General features: G+C 72.4%; 14 protein-coding genes. 4 read left to right on the top strand and 10 right to left on the bottom strand.

Features of this window, described 5'->3' with window-relative positions; genetic code table 11:
* Positions 1–115: 115 nt before the first annotated feature.
* The 4 genes from ligA to mnmA all read right to left on the bottom strand — a co-directional run bounded on the left by ligA (position 116) and on the right by mnmA (position 5,828).
* Positions 116–2,368, bottom strand: coding sequence for an NAD-dependent DNA ligase LigA (gene ligA / locus ACFQBR_RS09750; RefSeq protein ID WP_378552916.1), 2,253 nt, complete (start codon positions 2,366–2,368; stop codon positions 116–118).
* 49 nt (positions 2,369–2,417) lie between these two features.
* Entirely contained in the window at positions 2,418–3,467 is a 1,050-nt protein-coding gene (locus tag ACFQBR_RS09745; protein WP_267946507.1) for a methionine synthase, read from the bottom strand.
* A gap of 549 nt (positions 3,468–4,016) precedes the next feature.
* Positions 4,017–4,616 carry a DedA family protein gene (locus ACFQBR_RS09740; RefSeq protein ID WP_344182485.1) on the bottom strand — a complete coding sequence of 200 codons (600 nt, stop codon included), beginning with the start codon at positions 4,614–4,616 and terminating at the stop codon, positions 4,017–4,019.
* 123 nt (positions 4,617–4,739) lie between these two features.
* Positions 4,740–5,828, bottom strand: a complete 1,089-nt coding sequence (mnmA, locus tag ACFQBR_RS09735; protein WP_344182487.1) for a tRNA 2-thiouridine(34) synthase MnmA — start codon at positions 5,826–5,828, stop codon at positions 4,740–4,742.
* Between the two features lie 180 nt (positions 5,829–6,008).
* On the opposite strand from mnmA, the gene ACFQBR_RS09730 reads away from it, so the two are divergent.
* Complete coding sequence (locus ACFQBR_RS09730; RefSeq protein ID WP_267946510.1) at positions 6,009–7,175, top strand: DUF695 domain-containing protein; 1,167 nt, start codon at positions 6,009–6,011, stop codon at positions 7,173–7,175.
* Positions 7,176–7,308: 133 nt separating this feature from the next.
* Complete coding sequence (locus tag ACFQBR_RS09725; RefSeq protein ID WP_344182489.1) at positions 7,309–8,970, top strand: hypothetical protein; 1,662 nt, start codon at positions 7,309–7,311, stop codon at positions 8,968–8,970.
* 40 nt (positions 8,971–9,010) lie between these two features.
* Here the strand turns inward: ACFQBR_RS09725 and ACFQBR_RS09720 are convergent, their stop codons facing one another.
* Both ACFQBR_RS09720 and ACFQBR_RS09715 read right to left on the bottom strand, forming a co-directional pair.
* Positions 9,011–11,155 (bottom strand): hypothetical protein, encoded by a 2,145-nt coding sequence (locus tag ACFQBR_RS09720; RefSeq protein WP_344182491.1) that lies wholly within the window; start codon positions 11,153–11,155, stop codon positions 9,011–9,013.
* A gap of 153 nt (positions 11,156–11,308) precedes the next feature.
* Complete coding sequence (locus ACFQBR_RS09715; RefSeq protein WP_267946513.1) at positions 11,309–12,142, bottom strand: ion transporter; 834 nt, start codon at positions 12,140–12,142, stop codon at positions 11,309–11,311.
* 425 nt (positions 12,143–12,567) lie between these two features.
* Here ACFQBR_RS09715 and ACFQBR_RS09710 point away from each other — a divergent pair, with 425 nt between their 5' ends.
* A complete protein-coding gene (locus ACFQBR_RS09710; protein WP_267946514.1) occupies positions 12,568–13,119 on the top strand; it encodes a thymidine kinase in 552 nt (183 codons plus the stop codon).
* A 31-nt stretch (positions 13,120–13,150) separates the two neighbouring features.
* On the opposite strand, the gene ACFQBR_RS09705 is transcribed toward ACFQBR_RS09710, so the two are convergent.
* The 4 genes from ACFQBR_RS09705 to ACFQBR_RS09690 form a co-directional block, all read right to left on the bottom strand.
* Positions 13,151–13,921: a hypothetical protein gene (locus ACFQBR_RS09705; protein WP_344182493.1), complete on the bottom strand. Its 771-nt coding sequence runs from the start codon at positions 13,919–13,921 to the stop codon at positions 13,151–13,153.
* Positions 13,914–14,999 (bottom strand): C40 family peptidase, encoded by a 1,086-nt coding sequence (locus ACFQBR_RS09700; protein ID WP_344182512.1) that lies wholly within the window; start codon positions 14,997–14,999, stop codon positions 13,914–13,916. The genes ACFQBR_RS09705 and ACFQBR_RS09700 overlap by 8 nt, the downstream gene beginning before the upstream one ends.
* A gap of 107 nt (positions 15,000–15,106) precedes the next feature.
* Positions 15,107–15,778 carry a hypothetical protein gene (locus ACFQBR_RS09695; RefSeq protein ID WP_344182495.1) on the bottom strand — a complete coding sequence of 224 codons (672 nt, stop codon included), beginning with the start codon at positions 15,776–15,778 and terminating at the stop codon, positions 15,107–15,109.
* Between the two features lie 19 nt (positions 15,779–15,797).
* Positions 15,798–18,131, bottom strand: a complete 2,334-nt coding sequence (locus ACFQBR_RS09690) for a TrbL/VirB6 family protein (protein WP_344182497.1) — start codon at positions 18,129–18,131, stop codon at positions 15,798–15,800.
* A gap of 534 nt (positions 18,132–18,665) precedes the next feature.
* On the opposite strand from ACFQBR_RS09690, the gene ACFQBR_RS09685 reads away from it, so the two are divergent.
* Complete coding sequence (locus tag ACFQBR_RS09685; protein WP_378552906.1) at positions 18,666–19,292, top strand: hypothetical protein; 627 nt, start codon at positions 18,666–18,668, stop codon at positions 19,290–19,292.
* Positions 19,293–19,658 lie beyond the last annotated feature (366 nt).

The following is a 19,658-nucleotide window of genomic DNA, read 5'->3' as shown; positions in this document are numbered from 1 at the left end:
CCAGCCGGTTCACGGGGCCCGGACACGGGTTCGCCCCGGTCCGGCCTGCCCCCGCCGCCCCACCGCACGCGGGGGCGCGGGGCCGCTTTCCGGACCGGGGCGCGGAGCGCCGCCGCTAGGCGTCGGCCCCCTCCGCGGCGGGGGCCTCCGCCGCGTCGGCGGCGCCGTCCTCCGGCGAGCGGTTGATCCGCACGCCGACGGCGGCGTCGGCGCCCTCGTCCAGCAGCACCCGGAACCCCTGCTCGTCCAGCACGGGCACACCCAGCTTGACGGCCTTGTCGTACTTGGACCCGGGGCTGTCCCCCACCACCACGAAACCGGTCTTCTTGGACACCGACGCGGTCGCACGGCCGCCGCGCTCGGCGATCGCCTCCTTGGCGCCGTCGCGCGTGAACCCCTCCAGGGAGCCGGTCACCACGACGGTGACGCCCTCGAGGAAGCGCGAGCCGAACTCCGGCTCGTCGTCCTCCATGCGCACGCCCGCCTCCGCCCACTTGCGGACGATCTCGGTGTGCCAGTCCACGGAGAACCACTCGCGGATCGACGCGGCGATGGTCGGGCCGACGCCGTCGACCGAGGCCAGCTCCTCCTCGGTGGCCCCGCGGATGGCGTCCATGGAACGGAAGTGGCGGGCCAGGTCCTCGGCCGCGCGCGGGCCGACGTGCCGGATCGACAGTGCCACGAGGACCCGCCACAGCGGTTTGGCCTTGGCCTCCTCCAGCTGCTCGAACAGCTTCTCGACCGTCTTCTTGGGCTCGCCCCTGAGGTTGGCGAAGAAGGACACCACCTTGGGGTCGCCGGTCTTAGGGTCGGTCTTGGGCTCGGTGGTGTCCGGGTCGAGCACGTGGGTGCGGATGGGCAGCAGCTGGTCGACGGTCAGGTCGAACAGGTCCCCCTCGTCCCGCAGCGGGGCCTGTGCGGGCTCCAACGGCTGGGTCAGGGCGGTGGCCGCCACGTAGCCGAGCGCCTCGATGTCCAGGGCCTTGCGGCTGGCGATGAAGGCGACCCGCTCCCGGAGCTGTCCGGGGCAGGAGCGGGCGTTGGGGCACCGCAGGTCGACGTCGCCCTCCTTCTGCTGCCCGAGCGGGGTGTCGCACTCGGGGCAGCGCTCGGGCATGACGAACTCGCGCTCGCTGCCGTCGCGGCGCTCCAGGACGGGGCCGACGATCTCGGGGATGACGTCGCCCGCCTTGCGCAGCACCACGGTGTCGCCGATGCGCACGCCCTTGCGGGCGACCTCCTGGGAGTTGTGCAGGGTGGCGAACTCGACCTCGGACCCGGCCACGACCACCGGCTCCATGACCCCGTACGGGGTGACGCGCCCGGTCCGGCCCACGCCCACCTTGATGTCGACGAGCCGGGTGGTGACCTCCTCCGGCGGGTACTTGTAGGCGATCGCCCAGCGCGGGGCGCGGCTCGTGGAGCCGAGCCTGCGCTGGAGCGCGAAGTCGTCGACCTTGACGACGATGCCGTCGATCTCGTAGGCGGGCTCGTGGCGGTGCGCCGCGTAGTACGCGACGTACTCGCGGACCTCCTCCATGGTCCCCACGACCTTGTAGCGGTCGCTCAGCGGCAGGCCCCACTCCCCCAGCAGGGCGTAGGCCTGCGACTGGCTGGTGAAGGCGACGTCCTTCCCGCCGCCCGCGGGGACGTACGCGCCCACCCCGTGCACGATCATCGACAGGGGGCGGGTCGCGGTGACCCGGGGGTCCTTCTGGCGCAGCGAGCCGGCGGCGGCGTTGCGGGGGTTGGCGAAGGGGGTGTGCTCGCCGGTCTCGGTGATGCGCTTGTTGAGGGCCTCGAAGTCCTCCACGGGGAGGAAGACCTCTCCGCGCACCTCCAACAGCTCGGGTGCGGGGCGCACGTCCTCGCGCAGCCGCTCGGGGACGACCCCGATGGTACGGACGTTGAGGGTGATGTCCTCGCCCACGCGGCCGTCGCCGCGGGTGGCGGCGCGCACGAGGCGGCCCTTCTCGTAGACCAGGTCGACCGCGAGGCCGTCGATCTTGAGCTCGCAGAGGTAGGCGCCGACCGGGACCTCGGCCGCGGAGCGCTCGCCCCAGGCGTTGAGCTCCCCGGTGTCGAACGCGTTGCCCAGGCTCTCCATCCGCACCAGGTGCTCGACCTCGGCGAAGTCGACGCTGATGGGGGCGCCGACCTTCTGGGTGGGCGAGTCCTGCGTGGCGAGGACGGGGTACCGGTCCTCGATGCCGCGCAGCTCACCCATGAGGGTGTCGTACTCGGCGTCGGAGATGATCGGGTTGCCCAGGTAGTAGCGGTAGCTGTGGTCGTCCAGCTCCCGGCACAGCTCCTCGTGGCGGGCGCGTACCTCGTCGGGGATGTCGGTGGTGTTGTCGAGCGCGCTCACTCGCTGCCTTTCTGCTGCTCTCGTGCTCACCTGTCGCGGTCGCGGACTTCTAGGACGCCTGTCTGCGGGGCTCGTCCCGCAGGACCCTGGCGCCGGCGCGCGCCGCCGTGAGGGCCGCGCGCGCGTGCCCCGGGGAGGCGCCCGCCAGTCCGCACGTGGGCGTGGTGACCACCGCGCGGGAGAGCAGGTCAGGGGTGATTCCCAACCGGTTCCAGAGGTCGCGAACAGGATCGACGGTAGCGGCGGGGTCGGACATTCGGGCGGTCTGCGCCGGGGTGGCGTCGGTCGTCGGGACCACCCCCAGGAGCAGCCCCGTGCCCGCCTCCACGGCCGTCCCGACCATCTCGTCGTGGTCGCGCGTGAGGAGGAGCGCGTCGAGGCTCAGGGCCTCGGCGCCGCTGCGCCGCAGGAGGTCCAGGGGCGCGCCGGGGTCGCAGCAGTGCGCCGCGGGGACGGCTCCGGCCCCGGAGATCCCGGAGAACAGGTTTCGCAGGACGTCCTCCGCGCGCACCCTGTCCACGGGTCGCAGGCGGCTGAGCCCGCTGGCGGTGGGCAGGGAGCCGAGCAGGACGGCGGGCAGGGAGGGTTCGTCGACCTGGACGAGGAGCCGCGCGCCGGGGACGCCCCCGCGGACCCGGTCGATGTGCGCGAGGACGCCTTCGAGGTGGGACTCGGCGAGATCGCGGCAGGCGCCGGGGTCGGAGACCAGGCGCTGGCCGTTGCGCAGCTCGATCGACGCGGCGAGGGTCCAGGGGCCGGCGACCTGGATCTTGAGTGTGCCGGTGAACGCGTGGGCGTGCTCGGTGAGGGCGTCGAGGTCGTAGGACATGAAGCCGGTCGCGCGGGCGAGGTCGCGCCCCGGGGTGTCGGCGACACGCCATCCGCTGGGCTGCACCTCGACGGGAAGGTCGACCAGGAGCCCGGCGGTGCGGCCGACCATGTCGGCCCCCACACCGCGTTCGGGGAGCTCGGGGAGGTGGGGGAGGGCGGGGAGTTCGCCGAGGATCGTGCGGACGGCCTCGTCGGGATCGTCTCCGGGCCAGGAGCCGACCCCGGTGGAGGAGGCGTTCGGCCAGGGGTAGGACTGCTGTTCGCTCACGTTGCCCAAGGTTAGGGCAACGGGAGGCGGGGGGTGTTACCGCCGACCCGCACGGGCGTGGTGCGGGTCGGCGGTCGGCACGGCGGTCACCGTCCGCCCCCGTGGTCCGGCGGGGACCCCCGGCGGGGGCTCCGTCCTTCTGCGGGGGGTGATGGCGTGGTCATCGGTTGCCGCCGGGGCGGAAGTGCCGGCGGGGCCGGGGTGCCGGGTTCGGCCCGGGACGGTTCCGGTTCCGGTGGTCGGTCCTGGCGCCGGGGAGGCCCGGTCCGGCCGGACCGGGCCTCCCCCCGCCGGCGGGGGGCGCGGTGAGGGCGCCGAGCGGCAGGGGCGGAACGGTCACGGCGGGGGTGGCGGGGGTGGTGGTACGGGCTCGCACAGGTCTCCCTCTCGTACAGCTTTGTTTGTAGTACTCCATGTGAAGTGGTTCGAATGTAGTACTACAGACAGAGTGGTGTCAACGCCTTGGACGCGGGAACCGCCCGGACACGGCGAAAGGGGCCCGACCGCGCAGGTCGGGCCCCGGGGAGGAGCTGTCGGGAGGGAGAGGCCTCAGGAGGGCCGTGCGGCGACGGCCTGCGCCTGGTCGGCGTCCTGCTCGTCGCGCGCGCCGGCGGCGTCCGGAGCGGTCCCGGAGGCAGGGGGGCCGTCGGCTCCCCCGTCCTCCGCCCCGCCCCCCGAGCGGGCGCGGGCACGGCGGCCCCGCACGACGAGGAGGGCCACCAGGGCGCAGGCGGCGGCCACGACGCCCAGTGCGGTCCACGGCGAGCTCAGGAAGAGCTCCAGCCAGGTGCCGACCACGCCGCCGATGATGACGCCCCACAGGCCCGCCCAGACGAGGCAGCCGACGAACATCGCCGCGAGGTAGCGCGGGAAGCGCATGCGCATGGCCCCTGCGGAGAGGTTGACGGCGGTCTGCACGCCCACGGTGCAGAAGCTCAGCGTCACCACGGGCGCGCCGTAGCGGTCGATGCGGCGCCGCGCCGCCTCCAGCCGCGGGCCGAGCGCGGCGCCCATGCGGCTCCGCGTCACGCCCGCCCCGAGCCCGCGGCCGATCCAGTACGTGGCCTGGGCGCGGCACAGGATCACGCCGAGCAGCGTGAAGTAGACGATCCAGAAGGGCTGGCCGTCGAGGAAACCGAATTCTGGCATGGGCGAGCTCCCTAACCTCGGCCAGTAACTATGCTATGCCTAACCTAACTTCGGCAAGGGGTCGCAGGTCACCCGTCGGGGCTCCGTCCCGCTCCGGCCGGGCGGGACCCTTCCGGGGCCGCCTCAGACGGAGGCCGCGGCCCGGGAGGTGGAGGAGATCGTCGCCGAGCCGAGCACGGTGTCCCCCTCGTAGACCACCACGGCCTGCCCCGTGGCCACGCCCGTGGCGGGCTCGGCCAGCCGGACGACCAGCTCAGCGCCCTCGGCCCCCTCGCGCTGCCACACCGTCGCCGGGTAGACCTCGCCGTGGGCGCGCAGCTGCACGCGGCACTCGATCGGCTCCGCCGGAGGCAGGCTGCCGCTCCAGACGGGCCGCACCCCGGTGATCCCGTCGACGCGCAGGGACGTGCGCGGCCCCACCGTGACGGTGTTGCCCACCGGCTCGATCGAGAGCACGTAGCGCGGGTCGGGCGCGCCGCCCAGCCCCAGGCCCTTGCGCTGGCCGATCGTGAACGTGTGGGAGCCGTTGTGCGTGCCCACGACGTTGCCGTCCTCGTCCTGGATCGGGCCCGGCCTCTCGCCGATGCGCCGGTTGAGGAACCCCGCCGTGTCGCCGTCGGCGATGAAGCAGATGTCGTGGCTGTCGGGCTTGTCCGCCACGGACAGCCCCCGCCGCTCCGCCTCGGCCCGCACCTCGTCCTTGGTGCAGTCCCCGAGGGGGAACATCGCGTGCTCCAGCTGGCCGGTGTCGAGCACGCCCAGCACGTACGACTGGTCCTTGGCCCGGTCGACGCTGCGCACCAGGCGGCCGTCGACCTTGCGGACGTGGTGGCCGGTCGCCACGGCGTCGAAGCCCAGCGCGACCGCCCGGTCCAGCACCGCCTCGAACTTGATCTTCTCGTTGCAGCGCAGGCACGGGTTGGGCGTGTTGCCCGCCTCGTACTCGGCGACGAAGTCCTGCACGACCTCCCGGTCGAACTCCTCCGACATGTCCCACACGTAGAAGGGGATGCCGATGACGTCCGCCGCGCGGCGGGCGTCGTGGGAGTCCTCCACGGTGCAGCAGCCGCGCGCACCCGTTCGGTAGGACTGTGGGTTCTTGGAGAGCGCCAGGTGAACGCCGGTGACGTCGTGGCCCGCCTCGGCCACCCGGGCCGCGGCGACCGCGGAATCGACCCCGCCGGACATGGCGGCCAGTACACGCAAAGTCATAGTGGCTCCAGCGTATGCGCCCGCCGGGGGTCGCGGCCACGGGTGCCGGGGGACACCGGCCGCGCCGGGCGGGCGGCCCGCGGCCCCCGGCGGGCCCGGGCGGTACGCGGCGGGGCGCCGCCGGGGACGCGCCCGCCGGTGAGGGCGAGGGTGGTCGCGCGGTTCTGCGAAAATCGTGACATGGCTCTGTTCCGTCGTCGCCGCTCCGCCGACTCCACCACGTCCGTCACCGCGTTCTGGGACGCGTGGCCCTCCGTACGCGACGCCCTCGCGGGCGCGGCCGACGCGGACCGGCCCGCCCCTTCCGAGGTCTCCGAGCGCGTCACCGCGCTGGTCCGCGCGATCCACCCCGACCTGGACTGGGAGGTGGGCCCCGCGCCCAAACGGCAGGGGGGCCTGGACGACCTCGACCTGTCGGCGGACACCGACCCCGACAAGCTCCTGGAGCAGCTGGCGGCCCTGGACGACCCGTCCAAGCTGACCGACGGCCCCGCCCACGCCCTCACCCTGCGCCCCGGCGCGTCCGAGGAGGCGCGCATCCTGTCCGAGCGCTGGGCCCGGTCGGCCCCCGAGGACGCCGAGTGGCTGTTCCGGCCGGTGCGCCCCGCCGACCACGAGCGGCTGTCCTCCGTGGTCCGCTGGGACGACCACGAACTGGACCTGTCGCACGTGTCGGTGTCCATGCGCGTGAACCAGGGGACCGGGCGGATCGAGGTGGGCGTCTACCACCCGGACAACATGTTCCTGTCCCAGGAGACGCGCGAGGGCGTCGCCGAGCACGTGGCCCTGCTGGCGCTCGGCGAGGACGACCTGGTGCGGTGGATCGGCCTGACGGCGCCGCTGGACGAGCCTCCCCTGGACCCGCTGCCCCCCACGTCGATGCCGTCCGTGGTCCGGCAGATGGCCGACCTGCTCGGCGGCTCCGGCGGCTGGGCGACCCTGCACGGGCGCATCCCCATCCAGGGCGCGGTGGAGATCATGCTCCGCCACCCGCTGACCCGCCGCGACTTCCCGGCGTTCTCCCTGTTCGTGCAGGTCGTCGTGCCGTACACCCACGCGGACGAGGACAAGCTGCCCACCGGCGCCTCGGCCTCCGCCCTGGCCGACCTGGAGGCCCGTGTCTCGGACGTGCTCGGGGACAACGGGGCGCTGTTCATGCAGCAGACCGTCGGCGGCCGGCGCGACTACCGCTACTACCTGGACCCGGACTCGGGGGTGCTCCCGGACTTCGAGGCCGTCCTGAAGGACTGGCCGGAGGGCGAGGTGAAGCTGCGCAGCCAGCTGGACCCGTCCTGGTCCCAGTTCAACGCCGCGCGCCGGCCGTTCCGCCGCCAGCTCGGGGAGTAGGCCCCACCGCGGGGAGGGGCCCGGCGCCCTCCCCGCGGCCGGGCGGCCCGGGAAGTGCGTCCCGCGGGGCCGGACCGCGCCCGCCGCGCCACTACCCTGGTTCGCCACGGCTCCCGAGGGTCTAGGGACGACTTTGACCGACTCCCCGTACGTACGCGCCAACGCCGGCCCCGACGCGCACCGCTGGCAGACCTTCGCCGACACGCCCGTGGTGCTGGCCCTGGCCCGCACGTTCACCTCCGCAGTGCGGGTCCTGGAGGGCCTCGCCGTGTTCCGCGGCGACACCCGGGTGCGGGTCGTGTTCGCGTTCGACGGCGGATCCGCGTTCAGCGCGGGCACCGAGCGCCTCCTGGCCGGCGCCGAGGTGGGCCTCGTCCCCTGGGAGTCGCGCCTGGACGTGCGGCCGCGCCTGGTGGTCACCGCCACCGAGAACGTCGACCTCGCCGAGTTCACGTGCCCCGTGGTCGTCCTCCCCCACGGCATCGGCTTCCAGAAGTACGTGCCCGACCACCGCACCGGCGGGGTACGCCTCTCCGGAGTGCCCCGCCACGAGTTCCACGACGCGCGGAACGTCCATCTCGTCCTGTCCCACCCCGCCCAGAGGGAGCAGCTCCGGGCGGCCCGCGTCCCCCTGGCCGAACACGCACGGGTCGTCGGCGACCCCGCACGCGACCGGCTCGAGGCGGGGCGCCGGATGCGCGAGCGCTACCGGGCCGGGCTCGGCGTGGGCGCCGACCAGCGCCTGGTCGTCGCCACCTCCACCTGGGGCCCCGAGGGCCTGATCGGCAGCCGCCCCCGGCTGCCCGGCCGGCTCCTGGGCGCCCTCCCCCACGACGACTACCGGGTCGCCGCCGTCCTGCACCCCAACATCTGGTTCTCGCACAGCCCCTGGCAGGTGCGGCACATGCTCGCCGACGCCCTGGACTCCGGGCTCCTCCTCATCCCCCCGCACGCCGGGTGGGGCGCCGCGCTGGTCGCGGCGGACTGCGTCATCGGCGACCACGGGAGCGTGACGCTGTACGGCGCCGCGCTCGACCACCCCCTCCTGCTCGCCGCCCCCGGCGCCGAGTCCGTCCCCGGCACGGCCGTCGCCGAGCTCGCCCGGACCGCCCCCCGGCTGGCCGACGAGGGCCTGCGTCCGCAGGTGGAGGCCGCCATCGACGGCCACCGCCCCGGCCGGCACAGCGGCGCCGCGGAACTGGCCTTCGCCCACCCGGGGGAGGGCGGCCGCCGCCTGGCGGAACTCCTCTACGGGCTGCTCGGCCTCCGGCCCCAGGCGGGGGACGGCACCGACCGGGCCCTGCCCGCGCCCGAACCCGACCCGGCGGGCCGCCCGCCGCGCTCCTTCGAGGTCCACGGGAGCGCCGAGGGGAACGGGGAGGTCTCCCTCGAACGCTTTCCGAGCGCCACCCGCCACGTGCCCGGCTCCCGGCCGGGAGCCGTCCGCCACCTCTCCGCCTACGAGACGGAGGAACGCCACGCCCTGGTCAACGCGGCGTCCGTGGTCTGCCGGGACCCGGCCTCCCGGAGCGACCCCGAACGGTGGTCGCGGACGGCGCTGGAACAGCAGCCCGGGGCGCTCATCGCGGCGGCGGACACCGAGGAGGGCACCCGGGTGGCCGTCCGGGACGGCCGCAGGCTCCTGGTGCGCGCGGACCCGCGCCTCGATCCGGTCCTGGCCGCGGGCGCGGTGTACACGCTGCTCGCGTCCTCCCTCCCGGCCACCGGCCACCACAAGGTCAGGGCCGGTCCGGTGCCGCGCGACTGCGTGATCGAGGCCGCCGGCCCCCCGTGAGCCCCGGCGCCGCCGGGCCCGCGGTCGGTCCGGGCGGTCCTCAGTCCCCGGGCCCGGCGGGTTCCCGCGCACGGTCGCGCTCCCCGGACGCACGCTCCTCCACGGCCTGGGCGCGGGGGCTGCCGACCTCCCGGAACAGCCGGAGCGCCTCCGCCCTGTGCCGGCGGGCGTCGCCCGCCGCGCCGAGCCCGTCCAGCACCTCGGCCAGGGCCTCGTGCGCCTCCGCCTCGTAGTAGCCGAGGTGCGCCGTGAGCGCGGAGAACCCCTCCACGGCCAGGTTCAGGGCCGCCACGGCCTCCCGGTCACGCCCCGCCGCGTGGTAGGCGCGCCCCAGCGCCGTCCTGGCGCGGGCCGCCATCCGGTCGTCCGGCCCCTCCGGCAGGGCGAGCAGCCGCCCCACCGCGTCCTCGAGGTCGGCCACCGCCTCCTCCGGGCGCCGGGCCGCGAGCCGCGCGGCGCCCCGGAACAGGATCGCCAGCGCCGTGCCGCGCACCGCGTGCGGGCTCCCGCTGGCCCGGTTGTGCCGGACCGACCGGTCGTAGGCCTCGATCGCGCCCGCCGGGTCGTCCTTCTCCAGGAAGCGGCCGTAGAACTCCCACACGGACCCGCGCAGCAGCTCGTCCTCCACGTCCTCGACCAGCTCGACGGCCCTGAGGATCCTCTCGCGGGCCAGGTCCTCCTTGTGGAGGTCCCGCAGCGGCCGGGAGACGAGGGCGCCGAGCCGGGCCTCGGCCGCGGCGTTCCCGACCATCCTGGCGGCGTCCGCGCCCGCCGTGCCGGTGGCCTCCCAGTCGTGCAGGTACCGTTCCTCCAGGTACAGCGCGGTCGCGAGTTCGGCGAAGCGCCACGTGTGCTCGTGCAGTCCGGCGTCCGCGCAGCCGAGCACCACGGCCACCAGGGTGGGGCGCTCGCGGGACAGCCAGCCGCGCGCCAGCTCCGCGTCTCCCCCGAAGGGGTCCTCCTCGCCCTCCAGCAGCCGGTCCAGGTCCACCACCCTCAGCCTCTCCCCGCGGACGAGCCGCTCCGCGAAACCCAGCGAGGCCAGGTACGCGTCGAGCATGAGGCGCAGCCTCTCCCGGCGCCCGCGCTCGGGCTCCTCCTCCGCGAGCTCCCCCGCGTGGACGCGGAGGAGGTCGTGCTCGAAGCCCAGGCCGTCGCCGTCCTCCTTGACCAGGCGCGCCGTGACGAGTTCGCGAAGCGCCCCGGCGTCCCCCACCCGGGCCGCGATCCGGCGGTCGAACCGGGAGCCCGGCCAGGAGCCCAGGGCGCGGTACAGGGCCGCCGCCCGTGGTGACAGCCCCTCGTAGGCGGTCCGGAAGAACACGTCGAGGTTCCCCTGGTCGTCACCGATCGCCCTCAGCATCCGGCGGGCCCCGTCGACGCGCGCGACCAGGGCGGCCGCGCTCCCCGGCCCTCCCGCGTCGAGCTGGCCGCTGACCAGGACCAGCGCCAGCGGCAGCCCTCCGCACACCTCCAGCAGCCGCTCCAGGGCCCCGGGGTCCTCCTCGGCCAGGGGGTGCGCCACCAGCCGCTCCACGAGGACGAGGGACGCCGCGCGGTCGAGGGGCCGCAGGTCGGTCGTCCTCGCGTGGTCGGCCCACTTCAGCTCACGGAGGTCGGCGCCGTCGTTGGAGACGAGGACCAGACTCCCGCGCCCGCTCGGGACCAGGGCGCGCACCTGCGCGGGCTCCCACGCCCCCTCGACCACGACGAGGAGCCGCCTGTCGTGGGTGTGCGTGCGGTACGCGCCCGGCCAGAGCCCGGGGTCCTCGGGCAGGGCCGACCTGTGCACCCCCAGGACCTGGAGGAACTGGGCGAGCGCCGCGGCGCCGTCCTCCTGCCTTCCCCGCGCGTACCTGAAGGTCAGCTGGCCGCCGGTGAAGTAGTCACCGGTGGTGTAGGAGATCATGCGCAGGAGTTCGGTCTTGCCGATCCCGCGGGGTCCCCCGTACACGACGACCTTGGGCGGCGCGTCGGGGTCCATGTGCCCGCGCGTCCAGCTCTGGCACTCCTCGTGGTTCACGAAGTACGGCGTCGGGGGCTCGACCTGCCGGGGCACCGGGGCCCGGTCCGGCGCGGAGTGGAAGTGCACCCCGCCGCCGATGCTGCCCGCCTGGACGGTCTGGCCGCGGTTGTCCCGTTGGGAGTTACGCGTCTCGTGAGGCCCGGGGGCGTCGGCGCTCATTCGTCTCCTGCGTGGGCGTGGTCACCGGTCGTGCGTCACCCTACCCAGCCGGACCCCGCCGCCACGCCCCGATGACCGCCTCCGGCCGCGCCGGGCGCCGCGCGGCCCGGACGCGGACAGGACACGGTCCGGCCGGAAGGCGGGCCCGGCCGCCTAGAGCCCCGAGGCGGGCTGCGCGGCGCCGCCCTCCCGGCCGAGGGGCTGTTCCGGGACGGGACCGCCGTCGCGCTCGACCAGCATCCGGTTGAGCCGCTCCACCTGCTGCCCCAGCTCCGTCAGACGGGCCATGACGGCCTCGTGCTGGACCTCCTCCATCTCCTGGTCCTCGACCCAGCGGCTCTCGTTCACCTCCTGCTCCATGGAGGTGACGATCACGCCGATCACCAGGTTCAGCATGATGAACGCCGTCAGCACGATGTACAGGACGAAGAAGATCCACGCCATCGGGTGCTCCTCCAGCACCGCGTCGGAGACGTCCGGCCAGTTCTCCGTCGTCATCAGCAGGAACATCGTGTAGAGCGACGTGCCGAGGTTCCCGAAGAACTCCGGCACCTCCTCGCCGAACAGCTGCTGGGCGATGATCCCCGAGGTGTAGATGACCACCAGGAGCAGGCCTATGACCGTCCCCATCCCCGGCACGGCCTTGAACAGGGCGGTGATGATGATCCGCATCTGCGGCACAGCGGTGATCACGCGGAGGATCCTGAGGACCCGCAGGATCCGGAGCACCGCGAACGGCCCGGTCGTCGGAACGAGGGAGACCGCGACGACGAAGAAGTCGAACCAGTTCCAGGGGTCGCGGAAGAAGTCGCCCCTCCAGGCGTAGACCTTGAGGGTCATCTCGACGACGAACACGCCGATGACGACGCGCTCGGCGATGAGGAGATACGGAAGTGCGGAACTCCCATAAGTGGCCCATCCCAAAATCACGGCATTGATCAGGATCACCACGAGCATCACATTGGAGAACCATCGGCTCTCGACCATCCGGGTGACCTGATCACGCCGCAACGTCACTTCCCCCTCCGCAATTCCACCCCGAATTCGGACACTGAAGACCTGAATATATCGAAGTGGACTCGACAGTTTCCCCGCGCACCCTCCCGCGGGGCGGCGCCACCGAAGACGGTACGCCCCGCGGCGGCACGGAGCCCGCAACGGAGCACCGGCGGGGATCGCGTGGAACATCCCACACACCGGACCGCGCCGCCGACCGCCCCGGAGGGCGCGCGACCGGGATCCCGTCCCCGGAGGGGGCTCCCGCTCCGGGCGGACGTCCCCGCCTGCCCGGCGGGGCGCCGGAGGGCCGGTGGTGATTCGGGGGGAGCGGCCGACCGCTGATATCTTCACAGCCGGCCACGGCAGGAGTCCGAGCCGTCGACGGCCCCGGCGCCCGCGACCCAGGAAGAGACATGGCGGAGCTGAAGTACTTCACCGGTTCGATGAACTCGGGCAAGAGCACGATGGCCCTCCAGGAGCACCACTCACGTGGCGGCGAAGGGGTGCTCTACACCAAGCAGGACCGGGCCGGAGCGGGCATCATCTCCTCCCGGCTCGGGCTGGAGTCCCCCGCGGTCGAGGTCGGGGACCACCTGGACCTGTACGACGACGTCGCCGACCGCAAGGCCCCGTACGTCATCTGCGACGAGGCCCAGTTCCTGTCCCACAAGCAGGTGGGCCAGCTGGCCGGCGTCGTGGACGGCATGGGGATCGACGTCTACTGCTACGGGATCCTCACCGACTTCCAGGGGCAGCTGTTCCCGGGCTCGAAGCGCCTGGTCGAGCTCGCCGACAAGATAGAGGTCCTGCCGGTCTCCGCCCGGTGCTGGTGCGGCGGCCGGGCCACCCACAACGCGCGCGTGGTGGACGGGGTCATGGTCTACGAGGGCGCCCAGGTGCACATCGGCGGCAACGAGTCCTACGCGACCCTGTGCCGCCACCACTTCATGGCCGGCGTCGCCTGACCGACGACATCCGAACAGCTACAGCACACAATCATTCTGGAATCCAGAACTGAAAACCATACCCGAGGAAGTTCGCAATCTTCCTTGCCTCGTTTTCAAACTCGTTCTCCGAGACTCCGTCAACCAAAGCATCCGACTGGGCATCGAAGCGAATCTGGTACACCGCACTGTTGGCCTGGACAACAGCGATATACACTGGCTGCCCCTGATCTCCAGTTCCATAAAACGAATAGGACGTCTCCCCGAATCCTGCATCCCCCTCGGTTTCCACGTCCGCCAAATCATTCGAGACACGGGAACGAACTTCTTCGAACCGCAGCGATGCCACCTCTTCGGATTCCTCTCCCTCGACGGAATCGATGACCGCCTCATAGGAAAAGCGAAAATCCCAAGGCGAAGAATTAGAAGTCGGCGTGATCGTCCAGTGGCAATCATCCCGGACGACCCTCTCGGCTCCCTCGATCTGCGGATCGCCGCCAGCTGCGGTGTCGACGAAGTTCTCTCCTTCGTCCTGACGCGTTGTCGTAATAGTGGACAGGTGGTTCAGGTTGTCCTCGCAAACATTCATCTGCCCCTCCCCCAGTGAGGAGCGAGGTTCACCGATCTGCTCTGCAGGACCTCCGCTGGGACCATCAGGTTCGGCTTGCACTTCGGATGACGCGAAGTTGAGGAAAAGGCTGGCAACCCCGACGAGGACACCGAAGACCCCGAAAGCCGCCAGGCTTCCGCACCCGAACACCGCGGCGGCGGCCCTCCACCCGTGCAATCCCTGCTTCGCGGGCGGTGCCTTCTCGTCAACCACGGTTATCCTGCGCCTCCAACTGGGCCCTCACATCCGGGTGCTCGAGCGGCCGGGTGAATCCCACGATGTCCGAACGATTGGGGTCATCGTACTCGCGCACCGCGATCGGTCCACAGTTCGTGCACCAGGCCTCGACCATCAGCCCGTCGCCGATGACCATCGCCATATGCCCCGGCCCCGGCGGCTCCCCCGCACGGGTCACGTCGAAGAAGACCAGGTCGCCGGGCTGCTCCTCCCCCATCGGGATCTCGGGCCCGAAGTTCCACTGGTCCTGGGAGACGCGGGGAATGGTGACGCCGATGCTCTCGTAGGCCTTCATGGTCAGTCCGGAGCAGTCGTAGCCGTCGGGACCGGTGCCGCCCCAGATGTAGGGCTTCCCCCGCTGGTCCAGGGCCCAGTCGACGACCGCCTGGGTCAGCTCGTCCGGGGCGCTTCCGATGAACTGTCCGTCCTGGTCCAGCTCGCACAGGACGGCCGTCCGGATGGAGCCGCTCGTGTCGAACTCCCCTCCCGCGTACTGCTCGGCCCACTCCAGCACGTCGTCCACGTACCACCAGGCGTGGTTGTAGCCGAAGATCGCCTGCCGGACGTCGTCCTCCAGGCCGTGTGCGATCAGGTAGTCGGCGGCGGCGGGGATGGCGTCCGCCGGGTCGTAGACGTTGACGATCCCGTCCCCGTTGCCGTCGACGCCGTACCCGTTCTCCGGGCGCTCCTCCACGGCCTGGACGGGTTCGCCCCCCCAGCTGTTTCCCGCCGCCGACCCGTCGAGGGAACCGAACTGCATCGGTCCGGCCGCCCCCCAGTCGTTGTGCCCCTCGGTGATCCCGGGCCCCTCCCAGCGCCCGTGGTGGGACTCCACCTGGCCGACCCCGGCGAGGATGTTCCAGGGGATGCCCTTCTCCTCCCCGACCTCCTGGTAGATCTCCAGGTAGTTCTCCGGGATGGAGTCCATGGCGTAGCCGCTCGCGTCGGGCTGCTCCGCGTCCGCGTTCGGCGTGCAGACGAGCCCGCTCGCCAGCAGGGAGCCGACCTGCTGGGTGGACGTCGTGATGACCGGGATCACGAACATCGCCAGCATGACCGTCAGGGCCACCGCGACCACCGCGGTCACGCCCACCCAGAGGCCGGCCGCGCCCCGGTCGGACGGGGCGGACGGAGAGGACTTGAAGAGGGGGGACACGTGGGCTACTCCTCCCCGAACTGGCCCGCGTCCGCGGGCTGGAAGTCGAAGACCTGCCAGGCGCCGCCCCCGCGGACGACGGTGATCGCGAACTCCCCGAGCTCCTCGTCGAACTCGGCGTCGGCGGTCTCGGTGATGGACTGGGCCGTCACGACGAAGGTGATGGAGTCGCTGCCGTAGGTGCGCACGGAGTCGACCTCCGCCCTGCCCTGCGCGACGGCCTCCGCCTCGGACATCTCCTCCCAGAACGCCCCCGCCCTGCTCGCGTCCACGAGCACCCGGGCGTACTCGTCGGTCGCCAGGGCCTCCATCGAGGCGTAGTAGGACTCGGGGGAGCCCGTGTAGTCGATGGTCCCGTAGGCCTCGGCGAACGTCCGCGCCGTCGCCCCCGCCGCCCTCAGCTCCTCCTCGGTGAAGGGGAACCAGTCGAGGACGTCCACGTCCTCCTCGGCCGTGGTGTCGATGGGGCTGGGCTCCACCGTCGACAGCCCGCCGGGGGCCGCCGGATCGGTCGCTCCGCTCGGGGACGCCCCCGGCTCCTCCGGAGCGGCGGCGGGGTCCTCCTCGTCGCCGCCCCCGAAACCGCCGAGGCTGAGGTACAGCCCGAACACGACCAGCACCGCTATCAGACCGATGAAGACAGCACGCTGAGCGCGTTCAGGGAGAGGGTTGGGCATGGTTCGGGGCCTTTGTCCGTCAGTCGTCGTTCAGCCAGAAGGGGACGTCGCGTTTGCGGTCCCGCGTGCCGGAACCCCGGCTCTCCCCCCAGAACGGGGTGATGGGCGCGTTGTCGCGGCGCTTGTCCGAACCGGTCAGCCAACCGCCGTCGCCGTCCCCCCGGCCGCGCCCCTCGTTGGAGGGTGCGGGGCGCGCCGGACGCTGCGGCGCCTGCCGCTCGCGCCTCTCCCTGGGAGCGCCCCAACGGGATCCGCGCGCGTCCAGGCCGCCACGGGCCGGGGTGTCCTCGCGTCCGGCGAAGATGCCCCGACCGGTGCTCGGCTCGGGCCGGTCGGAGCCGGCCGCCCGGCTGTTCCCGGAGACGGGGGAACCGCCGCCGAGAACGGAGCCTCCGCCACCGCCGCCGTCACGCCGGTCGGAGCCGCCCCGGCTGCCGTTCCCGGTGCCGAACACGCCCGCCCACCCGCTGTCGCCGGTGCCGGTGTAGCCGCCGCTCGGGCGGGGCGGGATCGATCCGGACCGCGCACCGTCGAGGCTCGGCGCCTGGTTCCCGTCGCGCGCCCCGCCGGAGGGGCGCGGTCCCACCCCACCGCTGTTGCTCCTGTTGACGTTCAGCGGCGGGGCGTCCCCGTCGCCCCGGACCCGCCCGTATCCGCCGCCGCGGGCTCGGACCCCGTCCGCACGCACCGGGACCCCGTCGGCCGGGACCTCGTCGCCGAGGCCCGTCTCCGCGGCGGTCGGGGGGACGCCCCCTCCGCCCGCGGGGACGCCGGCCGCTCCCGCGGCGATCTGCGGGGCCCGGCGCAGGCCCCACGCCTGCGTCTTCAGGTTGGCGATCGGCGGAAGGACCACGGCGCTCCTGCTGAGCGCCTGGCTCTGGGCGGCGTCGCTCACGATCCTCGAGGTGAACGTGTTCGCGTTGACCGAGGCGAAGAGGTAGACGAAGGGCTTGCGGTAGACGAACAGCGCCACGGTGAAGAGGGCGAGGAGGATCATCTGCAGTCCCCAGCCGAGGCTGGTGGACATGACCATCCCGTAGCACATGACCAGCAGGGAGATCAGGAGCACGACGAAGATCTGTTTGAGCAGGAACCCGATCATCAGCTCCACCCAGCGCAGCAGGACCATGCGCCCGTACCCGGGATGGATTCCGATGAGCAGGAACACCGGAGCGAACAGGAAGAGGATGAGGAAGGCGATCTTCAGGACGATGAGGGCCACGGAACCCGCGAGGATCAGCCCGCCGGCGAAGACCGACGCGAAGAGCGCGAGTGTCGCCACCCCCAGGCGGCTGCCCTGGTCCTGACCTGAGAAGAGCGGGTAGACACTGGGGAAAGAGGATTCGACACTCGAAGATATCTCTTCGTAGGACGCCTGCTTCTCTTCAACGAGAGGTGTCGCCTCGACTTCCCCGTCGGCGATCTGTTGCTGCTCGATCCTGTTGATTCCCTGAGCTGCGATCAGATCCGTAGCATGTTCCTGCGCGGCAATCTCAGCAATATCACCGTTACCGAACTGTCCCGCGACCCACGGCTGGCAGACCAGGCTCGACCAGAGCATGTCGGCGTTGCGCCGCACCTGGAAGTCCGACTCGGACTCCCAGTCGGCCCGTTCGGGCGCCTCTGCTCCCGGCGGACACGCCCCCGACCCTCCCCCGTAGGGCACCTGCCCCACGGTGCTGGTCACCAGCTGGCTGCCGGAGTTCACCAGTCCGCCGGCCATGCTCATGATCTGGGCCGGGTTGATCATGATCCACAGCCCGAGGGCCGTGGCCCCGATCATCCAGATCGTCGACTCGATGGTGAGGGTCATCCGCTTGCGGATGAGACCGAACCACCCGAGCCACAGTGCGCCCAGGATGACGACGGTGGGGATGAGGGGGCGCCAGATCCCCTCCCTGAGGGTGACGACCACGTTCTCGACGAGTTCGTTGAAGCTCGCGAGGAGACCGTCCGAGGTCGCCGCCTGGTAGACGGTGATCGTCGACTGATTGATGGTCTTCGACAGGTCCCACGCGGTGTTGGCGAGCGTGGCCTGGGCCCCGTTGCTGATCCCGTCGACGCACGATTCGGTGATCATGTGCCACTGCTGGCCGGCGGTGCCGTACTGCCCGTACATGCTGGCGTCGGGCGGCAGCCCGTCGGGGGCCCCCGCGATGGCGGACTGCGATTGCGGGGGTACCAGGAGCCCGTCGGATCCGCTGCCCGCGGACTCGGGCAGCGGCGCGGGCTCCCCGGGGCAGAGCGGGTTGGCCTGGGCGCTGGTGAGCGGTAGCAGCAGGAAGCCGGAGAGCATCAGGAACGTCATCAGGAGGCGTCGCCATCCCCGCCGTCGGACGTTCTGATGCGTCATCTGCTGGCTCCTGCGTCGTGTGTTCGTGCGGGGACGATGGCAGACACAGGGTCCTGCCGGTGGTCGCACACGCACGCGTGCACAGCTCCGCGCGCGGCCGTGCGCGACCGCAGGACCCCCGCATGTCTTTACCCCATCTTCTATGGTGCGCCATCACCGGGCCGGGGGATGGGTACAACGCGACTGGATTTCCGATTCCCACCCTCCCGACACCCAGACCAGCGTGTACAAAAGTCACCATTCCGCATGTTTCCGCAGGTAGAAGACATGAACGGCCTTCCGAAACTCCCAAAAACCGCAAGGCCACAATTTTCTCTCCACCAGGCGACTATGAGGGGCATCACACTCGGCTTCTAGGCCAGAAGTGGACACCCTGCCACCAATCGGACTGGCACCCGGTTCCACTCCGGTCTTCTGCGGGCCCCCGAGCTGTCATTGGCGCCCGGCCGAAACCACGCGCCCCACCGAACCGCCGAACCGGTCCACGGCTCCGCCGCCGGACGAACCCGCACCGACACGCACGGAGGACGCAGCATGACCGCTCCGCGACCAGGCCCGGCCGACCCGACCCGCGGCCCCGGAGGGCCCGCGGGACCGCCCCTCCCGGCGGGGAGCTCCACCGTGCTCCTCGTGTGCGCCGTCCTGTACCCGCCGGCCGCCACGGGGGTCCTCCTCGTGGTGGGCGCCTTCGCCCTCTTCACGGCCACCACCGGCGCGGCGGCGTCCGCCGCCTGGGCCGGGGCCGGGATCGCGGGGCTCGCCGCGGCCCACGCCGCCCTGTACGCGGTGCTGCGCGGCACGGGGCTCCCCCGCCCCGGCGCCACCGCCGTCCTGCTGACGGCGTCCGTGGCGCTGGCGCTGGCCCAGACCGCTCTCATGTACCCCTGGTTCGGCGTCGGCCCGGCCTGGGGGCCGCCGCTCGCCGCCGCGGCCCAGGGGGCGGCCGCCGCACTCGTCCTGGTCTCCGTCCGCGGTCGCGCGGTCGCGTGGGCGGCGGCCGCCCTGTGCGCGGTGGCCCTGCTGCGCCTGCCGGTCGCGTGGGCTCCGGAACCGGCCGTTCCCCGCGCGGAGGCGGCGCACCACGAGCCGGCGGCCGTCGGCCTTCCGCACGGGGACCCGCGGGAGACGGCGGAACAGCCCCGAATTCATCACCAGGAGTGAGGAGGAGTATCCCTGGGTGACGAAAAGAAAAGGGGGCGTGTATCGGAAGGAGCTCCGTTCCGAGGAGTTGCGGCGGGGAGCGCCCGGACGCCGAAACATGGCCAAGGTCAGTAATGGCCCTGACCAGGACGCTCTTGTGTTCGAGCGGCCCCTCTCCCCGGTCGGGGCCCGTTCGCCGAGGATTCCGTCGCACCGCACCGGTACCGTGGTCACTGTCCCGGAAGGCCCCTGACCCCCTCCCCGGAACGACACCCCTCGGCAGTGACCGCTTTCGGTCACCTGCCGTTCGCGCCCAGGGGTGGAGGGCCTTGCCGGATTACAGTGAGAAAGCTTCAGAAAACGGCGGCGAGCACCGCAAGGCGCGGC

This window comes from Nocardiopsis tropica (genome assembly GCF_042660575.1).
GTDB lineage: Bacteria > Actinomycetota > Actinomycetes > Streptosporangiales > Streptosporangiaceae > Nocardiopsis > Nocardiopsis tropica.
Note: the sequence above shows the minus strand (reverse complement) of the source record. Positions and strands in the feature narration are given on the sequence as shown.

What these genes read in the sequence shown, in the direction of transcription:
- ACFQBR_RS09740 (WP_344182485.1), bottom strand. Translation starts at nt 4,616, where the DNA reads ATGCCAGAATTCGGTTTCCTCGACGGCCAGCCCTTCTGGATCGTCTAC.
- mnmA (WP_344182487.1), bottom strand. Translation starts at nt 5,828, where the DNA reads ATGACTTTGCGTGTACTGGCCGCCATGTCCGGCGGGGTCGATTCCGCG.
- ACFQBR_RS09730 (WP_267946510.1), top strand. Translation starts at nt 6,009, where the DNA reads ATGGCTCTGTTCCGTCGTCGCCGCTCCGCCGACTCCACCACGTCCGTC.
- ACFQBR_RS09720 (WP_344182491.1), bottom strand. Translation starts at nt 11,155, where the DNA reads ATGAGCGCCGACGCCCCCGGGCCTCACGAGACGCGTAACTCCCAACGG.
- ACFQBR_RS09715 (WP_267946513.1), bottom strand. Translation starts at nt 12,142, where the DNA reads ATGGTCGAGAGCCGATGGTTCTCCAATGTGATGCTCGTGGTGATCCTG.
- ACFQBR_RS09710 (WP_267946514.1), top strand. Translation starts at nt 12,568, where the DNA reads ATGGCGGAGCTGAAGTACTTCACCGGTTCGATGAACTCGGGCAAGAGC.
- ACFQBR_RS09700 (WP_344182512.1), bottom strand. Translation starts at nt 14,999, where the DNA reads ATGCTGGCGATGTTCGTGATCCCGGTCATCACGACGTCCACCCAGCAG.
- ACFQBR_RS09695 (WP_344182495.1), bottom strand. Translation starts at nt 15,778, where the DNA reads ATGCCCAACCCTCTCCCTGAACGCGCTCAGCGTGCTGTCTTCATCGGT.
- ACFQBR_RS09690 (WP_344182497.1), bottom strand. Translation starts at nt 18,131, where the DNA reads ATGACGCATCAGAACGTCCGACGGCGGGGATGGCGACGCCTCCTGATG.
- ACFQBR_RS09685 (WP_378552906.1), top strand. Translation starts at nt 18,666, where the DNA reads ATGACCGCTCCGCGACCAGGCCCGGCCGACCCGACCCGCGGCCCCGGA.